A 12,633-nucleotide genomic window follows, 5' to 3' on the forward strand; every position below is an offset into this window, starting at 1 on the left:
AGTTTATAATGAATTACATACAAAAATTAGAAGAAAGTGCAAAACATGTTAATAATATAGCATGTATGGGATTAGATCCTAAAATTGAAGTATTAGAAGATTCCGACAAAAATGTTAGAGAAAAAATAAGTGAACATTTTTATCAACTATTTAGAAGGATGAGTTTATCTGGTTTAATCCCTTCTGCATTTAAACCTAATATTGGATATTATCAAGCTCTTGATAAACCTAGAGATGAGAATTTTGATGGATCATTAGCTTTAGGCGATGTATTAGATATGTTAGATAATTATTTCCCATCTATTCCTGTTATTTTAGATTCTAAAAGAGGAGATATTGCAAGAAGTAGTTTAAATTATGCAATTGAAGCTTTTGATACATGGAATTGTGATGCAACTACAGTATCTCCTTATATGGGAAGTGATTCAGTTTCTCCATTCCAAGTTAAGGATAAAGGATTATATGTATTAAATAGAACAAGTAATCCAGGTGGAAAGGATTTACAAAATTTAGTTTGTGAAAATGATAAACCATTATATCTAAATGTTAGTGAGAAAATTGTCAGCTGGAGTGAAAAAGAAAAAGGTATTGGTGCTGTAGTTGGTGCAACTTCAATGAAGGAACTATTAGATATTTCAACATATTATAGTGATAAAGAGATACCAATGTTAATTCCAGGTGTTGGATCTCAAGGGGGAAGTGCAACAGAAGTAATTGCTAATTTAAATGAAGCTAATTATCCATTGTATTTAGCAAGAATAAATAGTTCTAGTGCATTAACTCATCCTTGGAAAAAAGGATATGCTCCTGAAAATTGGTTGGATTTATGTATTACACAAATAAGAGATTTATTAGAAGAGACAAAATTATAACATTATGAAAAAGACACTATTAGAAACATTATATAAAAACCATTGTAAAGAGAATGCTCCATTATATTTATCAACTGTAAGTGGAGTAATAACTACCAACAAAAAAATTATTAAATTTGTTGATAAAAATGTTAAAGAAATTGATATTATTACTACAAAAAGTTATCAAGTTACACCAAATTTAGGAAATCGAGAACCAATTCTATGTGAGACAGAGGCTGGAAATTTTGGTAATTCTGTAGGGTTAAGAAATCCAGGTTTGGATGTTGCTATTGAAGATGTAAAAACACTTAAAGCTAATAATTTAAATGCTTTTTTAAATGTTAGTGTATCAGCTAGTACAATAGAAGATTTTATAACATTATGTAGAGCTTTTAATGGTTTAGCTGATTCAATAGAGTTAAATTTTTCCTGTCCTCATGCTTCAAAAGGATTTGGAGCTTCAATTGGATGTGATCTAAATATTGCAAGTACATATGTCAAAGAAATAAAAAAAAGCATAAAAGATTTCAGTAGTTTATTATTTATTAAATTGACTCCAAATGTTGACAATATTGGAGAAATTGCTAAAGCCTGTGTTAACAATGGTGCTGATGGTATTGTAGCAATTAATACTGTAGGTCCTATAGTTCATATGGATCCATTATCTAATACTCCTATATTACAAAACAAACTAGGTGGTAAAGGTGGTAAAAGTGGTAATTGGGTTTATGATAGAGCAATTGAATGCATTAAAGAAATAAGAGAATATATTGGTGATGAAGTCCCTATATTAGGTATGGGTGGTGTTGATAATGGTATTAAAGCTAGAAAAATGGTTGAAGCCGGTTGTGATGCTGTAGGAATAGGTTCAGCTTTTGCTAGAGTAAAACAACCAAATTGGAGCAAATTCTTATCATTAGTAAAACAAGAATATTCTACTAAACAATTAGTCTCACAAGATTTTTTAATTAATGAAAGACAAATGGAATACAAAGAGATGTTTGTTAAAGAAATTTGTTATTATGGCAAAGATACTATAATAATTGAATTAGACAAAGATTTAGAATGCAAGGCAGGTGAGTTTGCTTTTCTTTGGTTACCAGGGATTGGTGAAAAACCTTTTACATTAGCTAATGATAGTCCTGTTACTTTTGTTATTAAAAGACGTGGAGAATTTACTAAAGCTCTTTGGGATTTAAAAGTAAATGATAAAATATATGTAAGAGGTATTTACGGTAAAGAAATTCAAAACGAAACTAGTAAAAATGCTATATTAATTGCTGGTGGAACTGGAGTTGCTGTTCTTCCTGCCCTATGTAAAAAATTAAAAAAAGAAAATACTTCAATAAGAACATATGTTGGAACAACAGAAGAGAATGCAAAAGATGCTTTGTTAGAATATGCATTAACTCCATATGGCCCTTTTAAATGTGTTTGTGATAATGGTGTTGTTGCAAGAGTATTAAATGAAATTGATAATTTTGAAATTTTAGAAGATACTAATATATATCTAGTAGGTCCAGAAATATTTATGTCTGTAGCTGCTAATAAGTTGATTGCTAGAGGATTTGATAAATCAAGATTATATTTATCGATGGAAAAAAGCACAAGATGTGGTGTCGGCATGTGTGGAGAGTGCGTATGTGGAGAGTCATTAACTTGTCAAAACGGAACTTTTGTAAAATATGAATATTTAGAAGAATTTGAAGCAGACACAATAAAGAGGTAATTATGGTAGATCCCCATGTTCATTTAAGAGATTGGAATGATAGTGAAAAAGAAACAATACTTCATGGCTTAAAAGTAGCATATGATTGTGGAATTAATGAAGTTTTTGATATGCCAAACACTAATCCTCCATTAACTGATAGAGAAACTATTTTAGATAGGTTGTCAGATGCTAATTTGGCAATTATGGAATTAAAAAAGAAAGATATTTTTTATCATGTTTATGCGGGTGTAACAAATGATGAAACTCAAATAAAAGAAATAGTTAAAACATATAATGAATTATTTCCTATGGTTATAGGGTTAAAGTTATTTGCAGGTCATTCTACAGGGAATATGGGGATAATTAATGAAGAAAAACAAAGACATATTTTTGAAGTATTAAAAAAAGAAAACTATAAAGGTGTATTAGCAATACATTGTGAAAAAGAATCTTTATTAGATAATTCAAAATTTAACAAAAGTGATTTTTCAACCCAAAGTATTGCTAGACCTAGAATAGCTGAAATAGAAAGTATTAAAGATATGATTAATTTTGCAAAAGAAGCAGAATTTGAAGGAACTATTCATATAGCACATATCAGCACAAAAGAAGGATTAGAACTTGTAAAACAAGCAAAGATGGAAAATTTGTCTTTTAAAATTTGTTGCGGAGTAACTCCTCATCATGTATTATTAGATGAAAAAAGTGCTAATAACATTTCGTATGCTAAAATGAACCCCCCTTTAAGAGAAAAAGAAGATAATGAAGCTTTAATGTTAGGGTTAGAAGATGGAAGTATTGATTTTATCGAAAGTGATCATGCTCCACATACAATAAGAGATAAGAAAAATGGAGCTAGTGGTATACCAGGATTTTCTTCAACTTTATTGCTGATTGAAAAATTAATGGGAAAAAAAGTTTCTAAAAATCGAATAAAAGATTTAATGGGACGAAATGTTTATAAAATATTCAATCTTGATAAAGAAGGTGTAAATTTTAATGTTAAGCAAGCTTTTAAATTAAGAGAAATATCAAATGAAGCTTCTAAAGAATATCCTTATGATGCATTTATTTCTTTGAGAAATAAGTAACAGAACTATTAGTAAATTCAATCTCAAAGAAGATAATTTGAAATATTTTTTCTCTTAAATAATAAAAAGAGAGGAGAAATAATGATGGTTGAAGTTAGAAAATATTCATCAAGGCATTTAGAGATAAAGTTTATTTTACCTTTTGCAAAAAAGAAAGTACTTAAAAAAAATATAACTTATTATCTTTTTACTCCAGATCAATTAAATGTAAATGCAACTACAACTTCTTTAGAATCTATGAGGCATAAATTCAAAACACATGGAAGATATGCTTCACCTGAGTTATCTTTAGATGAATTAATTAATGAAAATAATAAAATTAGTCCTTTATTTAAGCTAAACGAGTATATCGACTTATTAAAATCTGGGGAAACTTTAGAAATAAGTGATATTGAATTTACACATGAAGCTCAAGCTACAGTAAATACAATTCGACATCAATTAGTTAATTTAAAATCTGATTGTTATTGTTTAATTAAAGAAAAAAAGAAAGATGAATTATATTTAAAAATCAAAGATTGTAGAAAAAAACGTAAGATTATTGAATCTAAATTTACTCTATTAATTAATGATATTAAGCAATTAAAATTAAAAAACAATATGTTTTTGCAAGCTTTGTTATGGGCAGATGAAGCTTGTAGTTTAACAAGTGAACAATACACTAGTGAAATACTTGGTATTTGTGAAAAAAATGAAGAATATAGAAAAGTAAATAATATTTTATCTAAGATTATTAATCATGAAAATAGACGAAGAAAAAATATGGGGTATGAAAGTAATAAAGATTTAGAATCTTTAGCTTATCGAAGAGAATCTCTTAGAAAATGGAGTAAAAGTGTATTAAGACTTGAACCCATGGTTTCTAAAACTCCCAAACGGATAAATGAAATAGTAGCAGGAGTTGCTGCATCATTAGCTATGACCTTTACTTTGATTGCAACTTTTTTTGCTCAATCTTATTTTGCTGAAAAGACAATTCGTTGGGAATTATTAGTAATTATCATTTATGTGTTTAAAGATAGAATCAAAGATGCGATAAAAAGAATATTTAATATATTTCAACCAAGTCTTGTTGCTGATGAAATATACTCATATATATCTCCTAGAACTGGTAAAAAAGTTTGTTCTGCAAAAAATAATCTACAATATAAAACTGAAAATACTGTAAATAAAAAAGTGAGAGATGTAAGAAGGGAGATTAGTAAAAATCCATTTTATAAAATGTTTAGAGAAGAATCAGTTGTGAAATTTTCTCATTATTTAAAAATATATCCTTTAGTTAAGAATAAAGATATATATATAAGGCCTTGGCTAACTAATATAGCATTAGTTGATCATATAAGAATGGATGATTGGTTTAAAGAAATGATTGATAATTATTTAGATATAGACAATATTAATGAACCAAATAACAGTGTATATCATATTCATTTAATTATTGAGGATAAAATAAATAAAAAAGAGAGCCAATTTTATCATTATTTAGTTGTTTTAGATTATAGTGGTATTTTGTATGTTAAAGAAATGAATGATAAATCAATACCTACTAGTTATGAATTAACTCAACAGCTTGAAAGAAGAAGAATAAAAAGAGAAAAGAAAATACAAAAACAACAAAGGTTAGAACTTTCTAAGAAAAAAATAAGCAAAGAAAAAGATAGTGAGATAACAGAGTAAACAAGTATTATAATCTAAGTAAAAACTGTTTATAACTTATATTTAGGCATTTTTAGTTAATATTTTAAGTGTCTCAAATATTTTTATTAAAAATAAAACAAGCTAATTATTCGCAACTAACTAATTCTATTTTGTTTGAGGTTGAAAATATAAAAACTTTATAATATATTGTTTTTAAGGGATATTATTTTATAATAAATTTTTAAATAATCTTTAGAGGAGGAAAATAGATGTCAGATGATAGTGGCAGTCCTTTGCCTAGACATATAACTAATAAATTCACCGTTTCCTCTTTCAAATTAATATAAGTTTTTTTTGATTGTTCTTTAAGAGGAAACGTCTTGGAGGACAAAAAATGATTACAATTAGAAATAATGTAGTATCACGCGTTCCAGGTGATACTCCAAAAGAAACAGATTATGTATGGGTTGATGCTAGAGATATCAATAGAGATGATATTGTTATTTTAGAAGAAGAATATGCTATAGATAGTGAACTTCTTGCAGATATTATGGACCCAGATGAACAAGCACGTATTGAAAAAGAAGATGATTATACCGCTTTGATTGTTAGACTTCCTGCTAAGGATGATGATTGTGAAGGGGTAAACCAATATGCCATTCCTTTAGGTATTATCCTATATAAAAATATGGTTATTACAATTTGTCAAAGTGATTCAGTAGTATTAGAAGATTTTGCAAGAAAAAGGTTTAGACAATATCCTGTTGAAACTAAAGAAGGTTTTGTTATTTCTATAATGGAGAGAGCTGCTTTAGTTTACATCAGACTTTTAAAATATATAAATAGACAAAAAAACCAAGTTGAAGAGAAGCTTTCTGGATTTGTAATGAATAGAGAGTTATTACAACTTATGCAAATTCAAAAAAGTTTAGTTTTCTTTAAAACTAGTTTAACTACTAATGAATTATTATTAGAAAAATTGCAAAAATCACCATATTTTAAGTTAGAAAGTGAAGAAGAAGTTGAGTTTTTAGAAGATACCATAGTTGATAATAAACAGGCTATTTCTATGGCTAATATTTATTCTGACTTATTAGCTGGTACAATGAATGTTTTTGGCTCTGTTATTAGTAATAATATGAATGTGATAATGAAAAGATTAACAATAATTTCTATTGCACTCATGTTCCCAACCTTTATCGTAAGTTTCTATGGAATGAATGTAAAATTACCATTTTCAACAATACCTTTTGTATGGTTTTGGTTGTTGGTAGGTTGTATCTGTTCTGCAATAATTGGATCTTGGTTCATCTCAGATAAACGTAATACTTCTTTAGTAGAAAGAGCCAATTCGATAGAAGAAAAGCATAAAAAAGATAAAAAGAAAAAGAAAAAACTTAAAAAACAATTATCATGATTAATATATTTTTAATTATTTTATATGAGGTTAAGTTTTGAAAAAAGTAATATTAGATTCAGATATGGTAGAGGGTTTTGACGATGGAGTTGCACTCTTGCTTTTGGAAAAAGCCTCTAATATTGATTTACTTGGAGTTACCACAGTAAGTGGTAATTCTAATGTTGAAGTATCTATTGCAACAGCAATAAAACAATTAGAAATAATAAATTCAACTACTCCTATTTATAAAGGTAATCTTTTAGGAATAAATGAAAATAGATATAAATATGATTTTTTTAGAGAAGAAGAAAATCTTGTAAGTAAGATAAGATATTCTGGATTTTTGACTTCATATATAAATTCTAAAGAGAAGATTGAATTTCCCGATTTTAAAAAAGTATATTCTTTCTTTTATAAAAATGAATGTACTTATAAAAATATTTACTACCCTAATAAAGTAGATGAAAAAGGAATTGATAATGCTGTTGATTTTTTAATAAATCAAGTAAATAAATACCCTAATGAAATAACAATATTATCAATTGGTCCATTAACAAATATAGCAAAAGCAATAAAGAAAGATCCCTCATTTCCCTCAAAAGTAAAAGAAATTGTATATATGGGTGGAGCTTTTTTTGTTGATGGTAATTCAACTAAAAATGCCGAGTTTAATTGGTGGTTTGATCCTGATGCTACTAAAATATGTATAAATTCGAAGTGGGGAAAAGAAGAAAATGATTTTAATAATCAAATAATATTTTCTCTAGAAACAGCATTAAATACTAAAAGAATGCCTCAAGCATTATATGAAAAGATATTAAAAGAAACTTATCCTGAATTTAAAACTTTATTGTTAAAAAGTAATGGTATGGTAGCTCCTTTTAATATTTGGGATGTTTTAGCTGCCTCTTATGTTATTAATCCCTCTATTGTTATATCTTGGAATAATGATAACAATAAAGAAAAGAAAGGTGTATATATTGATATAGAAACTGAATTAAATTCAAATTATTCAAAAGCTTTTGCTTATAAAGAATATAAACCTAAATGTATGAAGGCAATAATAGCAAATAAAATTAATGATGAATTTTTATTTAATAAAATATTATATCCTTTATTAAAGCAATAAATTTTTACTTATTCTCACCAATAATTTGATAATGTGTTTTTCGATAAAAGGAAGGAGATTGTCCTGTATTGTCTTTAAAACATTTTGAAAAATGAAATTGGCTATTATAATTTAATTTAGCTGAAATCTCTTTTATGCTTAAAGAAGTTGTAGCTAGAAGTGATCTAGCAGCTTCTAATTTTAGCATTGAAAAGTATTTTATTGGTGGATAACTCATCTTTTTGCAAAATAATCTATTGAAATATATAGGATTTAGACAAACATAAGAAGCTAATTCCTCTAGGGTTATACTTTCAAAGAGATGTAATCTCATATATTTTAATGCTTTTTCAACAGGTACATTAATACTTTCTTCTTCTACGTAGTTTTGATTCAAGCTGTATAAAAATCCTAATAATTTATGGCAACTTGCTAATCTAAGGTTTTTATTTTTACTCATACCATTATCTTTAATCCATTCAAAGAAAAATCTTCTGTTTTCAGTAAGCGTAATAGGTCCTAAAGAATTTAAATAAGTAATTAAATCTTTATCAGTTTCATTAAATTCCATTAATACAGCATAATAAGAAATGAAAGAATCCTTTTCTGCTGTGATTTTATGATCAACATACTCAGAGGTAATATATACTTGATTTTCTTTAATCCTATATTTTTTCTTATTAGTTAAGAAAATACCATCGCCTTCTAAAAAGTAATGTACCTCAAATTGATTCTTTTTGTGAGAATGTAATCTTTGATGCCATGCTAAGGCTTCTTCTTCATGAAGCTGTAATACTGATACACAATCTAAAATATCCATAAGTTAATATTATATATATAATATATATTTTGTCCATGTTTTTTTCATTTTTTCTATGTTTATATAAGGATATAAAATATTAGGAGAAGCAAAAATGGCTATAACACTAGGTATTGATTGTGGTACTCAGAGTACAAAAGTTTTATGCTATGATTCAATTAAGAAGGAAGTAATTTCAATTACTACAGCCCCTCATGATATGATTTCAAAAGAAGATGGAACTAGAGAACAAGAGGCATCTTGGTATATAGATGCACTTATAACTTGTTTTAACCAAATTCCTAGTGAAATTAAACAAAAAGTTGAAGCAATTGGGGTTTCTGGTCAACAACATGGTTTTGTTCCTTTAGATGAAAATGGCAACCCTCTTTATAATGTTAAATTATGGTGTGATACATCTACTGCTAATTATTGTGACATTTTGACAGAAAGATTAGGTGGAGAAGAAAAAGTTTTTTCATTAATTCAAAACCAAATATTAGCAGGTTATACGGCATCAAAGGTATTATATCTAAAAGAAAATCACCCTGACTTATATTCTAAACTAGCCCATATATTATTACCTCATGATTATATTAACTACTATTTAACAGGTGAATATGTTATGGAGGATGGTGATACTAGTGGTACTGCTTTCTATAATGTAGAAAAAAGAGAATGGTCAGATGAAGTATTAAAAGCAATCGATAGTGAGAGAGATTTAAAAGAAACTTTACCTAAAATATTAAAGACTTCTGAAGTGGTTGGAACTATTAGAGAAGAAGTTGCTAAGAAATTAGGAATTAATAAAGATGCTATAGTTTCTGTTGGTGGTGGCGATAATATGATGGGTGCTATTGGTGCTGGTTGTACATCCGATGGAGATTTAGTAATGAGTCTTGGCACTAGTGGAACATTATTTGGTTATAGTGAAAAGCTCATAGCTGATAAAAAGAATAGATTAGCAGCGTTTATTTCAAGCAGTGGTGGTTATTTACCTCTTCTATGCACTATGAATTGTACTGTTGCTACAGAGCAAATTAGAACTTTACTTGATCTTGGTGTTAAAGAACTTGATTTAATTGCAAATGAGAGTAAAGCAGGTGCTAATGGAATAATTTTCTTACCATATTTTAATGGAGAGAGAACTCCAAACTATCCAAAGGCTGAAGCTGTAATCGCTGGCATGAATATGACAAATACAAATAGAGCAAATATAGCAAGAGCTTCATTAGAGAGTGCTATTTATTCTATGAAAGTTGGTCTTGAAGCATTTAAAGAACAAGGTTTTAAACCAGCAAAAATTATATTAATTGGAGGTGGTGCTAAATCTAAAATTTGGGCACAGATAGTATCTGATATGTTTAATTTAGATGTTATGACGCCATTAATTACAGAAACAGCAGCTTTTGGTGGAGCCTTACAAAGTTTAGCAACTTTAGAGAAGAAAAGTGTAAAAGAAATAACTGATATACATACACAATTTAACAAGGAGAAGATTTTTACTCCGAATAAAGAAAATTATGATTTGTATAAAAAAGGTTATGAAAAATATCAAAAATATGATTCGTCATTAAGTAATTTATTTAAATAAGACAAGGAGAAGCACATGGATTATTTTGTAGGAAATAAAGAATATTTTAAGAACATTGGTAAAATTAAATTTGAAGGTAAGGGAAGTGATAATCCTTTAGCATTTAAATATTATGATGCAAAAAAAGTAATTAATGGTAAAACAATGGAAGACCATTTAAGATTTGCTACAGCATATTGGCATAGTTTTTGTGCAAATGGTACTGATCCATTTGGAAATGCGACTATAGAATTCCCTTTTTCAGATGCAGACCCAATGCAAAATGCAAAAAATAAAGCAGATGCAGCTTTTGAATTTTTCACAAAATTAGGGACACCTTATTATTGTTTTCATGATGCCGATGTAGCGCCTGAAGGAAATAATACTAGTGAATATTTGAAAAACTTTAATGAAATTTCTGACTTGTTGTTAGAAAGACAAAAAGCTACAGGCATAAAACTATTATGGAATACAGCGAATGCTTTCTCAAATCCAAGATATATGAATGGTGCAATTACAAACCCTGAATTCGATATTTTAACTAGAGCTGCTTTACAAGTTAAAACTTGTTTAGATGTTAATGTAAAATTAGGTGGTGAAAATTATGTATTCTGGGGTGGAAGAGAAGGATATATGTATTTACTAAATACAGATATGAAGAGAGAAAGAGAACATTTAGGTAAATTCTATAATATCGTAAGAGATTATGCTAGAAGTATTGGATTTAATGGGACTTTCTTAATTGAGCCTAAACCTATGGAACCATCTAAACACCAATATGATTATGATGCACAAACTGCTATTGGTTTTATTAAAGAATTTGGTTTAGAAAATGATTTTAAGTGTAATATTGAAGCGAACCATGCAACATTAGCTGGACATACTTTTGCACATGACTTACAAGTATGTGTTGATAATAATATGTTAGGAAGTGTTGATGCTAACCAAGGTGATTATCAAAATGGATGGGATACAGATGAATTCCCTACAGATGTTTATGAAACTACTAGAGCTATGATGATTATTCAAAAAAATGGTGGATTACATTCAGGTGGATTAAATTTTGATTCAAAGAGAAGACGTAATAGTACAGATTTAGAAGATTTATTTATTGCTCATATTGGTGGAATGGATACCTTTGCACTTGGCTTAGAAATTGCTGATAAAATTGAAAAAGATGGTAAAATTGATGAATTCTTAAAACAAAGATATTCCTCTTTTGATAGTGGTAATGGTAAAGCTTTTGAAGATGGAAAATTTAAATTAGAAGATCTTGCAAAAATGGGTGAAACTGCGGAATGTAAAAAAATCTCAGGAAAACAAGAATACTTAAAGAATTTAATTAATTCTTATATGTTTTAAATTGATTTACGCTTAATTTATATACAAAAAAAACAGACTATTGTATAATTACAATGGTCTGTTGGTTTTTAAAGAAATAATAGTTAAATTTTTACGTAATTAATTTCTTTGTATTGTCTCACAGTTTAAAAATATTTTCTTTGTTTCTTTAGAATATTCTTCATTATTAATTTTATTTAATAGTAAATTAACAGCAGTTGTTGCAATAGCATTAATGGGTTGTAGTATAGAATCAACTGGTATTTTTAATAGATCAAGCCATTTATTATTATCAAAAGTACTAATTTTTGTTATGTTAGTTTTGTCTCCAAGTTTATAAATTGCATCAATTACTTCATTAGTAATATTTGTTGATGTACAAACTACGGCACTTAATTCAGAGTTCTCGAGTAAGAAAGTTTTAATGTTTTTTCCGTCAATACCTGCATCAAAAGGAATTGTTAAAATATGAGATGGATTATATTTATCGTTATCTATGCAAGCTAATTTATACCCTCTATTTCTCTCTCTAGCACAGTAATTATCATCATTAAATGTTATAAAACCAACATTGTTATGATTTGCTTCAAAAAGCTTTCTAGTTATTAAGTAGCATGCAGTTAAATTATCAATTCCAACAAAATCAAAAATATCAGAGTCTATTCTTCTATCTATTTGTACAATAGGGAATTGTGCATATTTTGAATGATCAGCTTTTGTATTGGTTGGTGCTAAAATAATACCTTTTACTCCATGGTTAATCATATGCTCAATACATTGAATTTCTTTCTCTGAATTTTCTTCACTATCCATAAATATAATATTTATATCATTGTCGTATGCAAAGTCTTCAAGCTCTCTAATTAAGTCGGTGAAAAAATCTACCCTAATATCAGAGATGATAACACCTATTGTTAAATCTCCTTTAGAATAGCTTCTATTTGAGGGTAGTTTATAACCTAATTCCTCAATAGCTTCTATTATTATTTGTTGTGTAGATTCTTCAATCTTTCTTGTTTTGTTAATAAAATGAGAAATTGTTGCTATAGAATATCCTGTTTTATCGGCAATATCTTGCAAGCGAACTTTTTTCTTTTTTTTCATTATGAGTACCTCGTC

At 27.8% G+C, this 12,633-nt stretch carries 10 protein-coding genes; 8 read left to right on the plus strand and 2 right to left on the minus strand.

All coding sequences use genetic code 11. From position 1 onward, the window contains the following. The first annotated feature begins 8 nt into the window (after nt 1-8). The 6 genes from pyrF to ACPKM0_RS11295 all read left to right on the plus strand — a co-directional run bounded on the left by pyrF (nt 9) and on the right by ACPKM0_RS11295 (nt 7,822). On the plus strand, nt 9-872 hold the full coding sequence (pyrF, locus tag ACPKM0_RS11270; RefSeq protein ID WP_472476030.1) for an orotidine-5'-phosphate decarboxylase: 864 nt from the start codon (nt 9-11) through the stop codon (nt 870-872). A gap of 4 nt (nt 873-876) precedes the next feature. Further along, entirely contained in the window at nt 877-2,583 is a 1,707-nt protein-coding gene (locus tag ACPKM0_RS11275; RefSeq protein ID WP_472476031.1) for a dihydroorotate dehydrogenase, read from the plus strand. A gap of 2 nt (nt 2,584-2,585) precedes the next feature. Beyond that, a complete protein-coding gene (locus tag ACPKM0_RS11280; protein ID WP_472476033.1) occupies nt 2,586-3,656 on the plus strand; it encodes an amidohydrolase family protein in 1,071 nt (356 codons plus the stop codon). An 81-nt stretch (nt 3,657-3,737) separates the two neighbouring features. Next, nucleotides 3,738-5,333 (plus strand): hypothetical protein, encoded by a 1,596-nt coding sequence (locus ACPKM0_RS11285; protein ID WP_472476034.1) that lies wholly within the window; start codon nt 3,738-3,740, stop codon nt 5,331-5,333. 355 nt (nt 5,334-5,688) lie between these two features. Beyond that, nucleotides 5,689-6,711 (plus strand): magnesium transporter CorA family protein, encoded by a 1,023-nt coding sequence (locus ACPKM0_RS11290; protein ID WP_472476036.1) that lies wholly within the window; start codon nt 5,689-5,691, stop codon nt 6,709-6,711. A 37-nt stretch (nt 6,712-6,748) separates the two neighbouring features. Next, the gene (locus ACPKM0_RS11295) at nt 6,749-7,822 is read left to right on the plus strand and encodes a nucleoside hydrolase (protein WP_472476037.1); all 1,074 of its coding nucleotides are present in this window, start codon (nt 6,749-6,751) and stop codon (nt 7,820-7,822) included. Nucleotides 7,823-7,826: 4 nt separating this feature from the next. Here the strand turns inward: ACPKM0_RS11295 and ACPKM0_RS11300 are convergent, their stop codons facing one another. Further along, nucleotides 7,827-8,621 carry an AraC family transcriptional regulator gene (locus tag ACPKM0_RS11300; protein WP_472476038.1) on the minus strand — a complete coding sequence of 265 codons (795 nt, stop codon included), beginning with the start codon at nt 8,619-8,621 and terminating at the stop codon, nt 7,827-7,829. A gap of 94 nt (nt 8,622-8,715) precedes the next feature. Between ACPKM0_RS11300 and xylB the strand changes: the two genes are divergently transcribed. After that, nucleotides 8,716-10,194 (plus strand): xylulokinase, encoded by a 1,479-nt coding sequence (xylB, locus tag ACPKM0_RS11305; protein ID WP_472476039.1) that lies wholly within the window; start codon nt 8,716-8,718, stop codon nt 10,192-10,194. A 15-nt stretch (nt 10,195-10,209) separates the two neighbouring features. Further along, nucleotides 10,210-11,535: a xylose isomerase gene (gene xylA / locus ACPKM0_RS11310; RefSeq protein ID WP_472476040.1), complete on the plus strand. Its 1,326-nt coding sequence runs from the start codon at nt 10,210-10,212 to the stop codon at nt 11,533-11,535. 99 nt (nt 11,536-11,634) lie between these two features. On the opposite strand, the gene ACPKM0_RS11315 is transcribed toward xylA, so the two are convergent. Continuing rightward, a complete protein-coding gene (locus tag ACPKM0_RS11315) occupies nt 11,635-12,618 on the minus strand; it encodes a LacI family DNA-binding transcriptional regulator (RefSeq protein ID WP_472476042.1) in 984 nt (327 codons plus the stop codon). Nucleotides 12,619-12,633: the final 15 nt, after the last annotated feature.

The organism is Pleomorphochaeta sp. (assembly GCF_050031695.1).
GTDB lineage: Bacteria > Spirochaetota > Spirochaetia > Sphaerochaetales > Sphaerochaetaceae > Pleomorphochaeta.

Bases quoted from the DNA above. Each gene is read 5' to 3' on its own strand.
- ACPKM0_RS11315 (WP_472476042.1), bottom strand. From the start codon at position 12,618: ATGAAAAAAAAGAAAAAAGTTCGCTTGCAAGATATTGCCGATAAAACA.
- ACPKM0_RS11275 (WP_472476031.1), top strand. From the start codon at position 877: ATGAAAAAGACACTATTAGAAACATTATATAAAAACCATTGTAAAGAG.
- xylA (WP_472476040.1), top strand. From the start codon at position 10,210: ATGGATTATTTTGTAGGAAATAAAGAATATTTTAAGAACATTGGTAAA.
- xylB (WP_472476039.1), top strand. From the start codon at position 8,716: ATGGCTATAACACTAGGTATTGATTGTGGTACTCAGAGTACAAAAGTT.
- pyrF (WP_472476030.1), top strand. From the start codon at position 9: ATGAATTACATACAAAAATTAGAAGAAAGTGCAAAACATGTTAATAAT.
- ACPKM0_RS11280 (WP_472476033.1), top strand. From the start codon at position 2,586: ATGGTAGATCCCCATGTTCATTTAAGAGATTGGAATGATAGTGAAAAA.
- ACPKM0_RS11300 (WP_472476038.1), bottom strand. From the start codon at position 8,621: ATGGATATTTTAGATTGTGTATCAGTATTACAGCTTCATGAAGAAGAA.
- ACPKM0_RS11285 (WP_472476034.1), top strand. From the start codon at position 3,738: ATGATGGTTGAAGTTAGAAAATATTCATCAAGGCATTTAGAGATAAAG.
- ACPKM0_RS11290 (WP_472476036.1), top strand. From the start codon at position 5,689: ATGATTACAATTAGAAATAATGTAGTATCACGCGTTCCAGGTGATACT.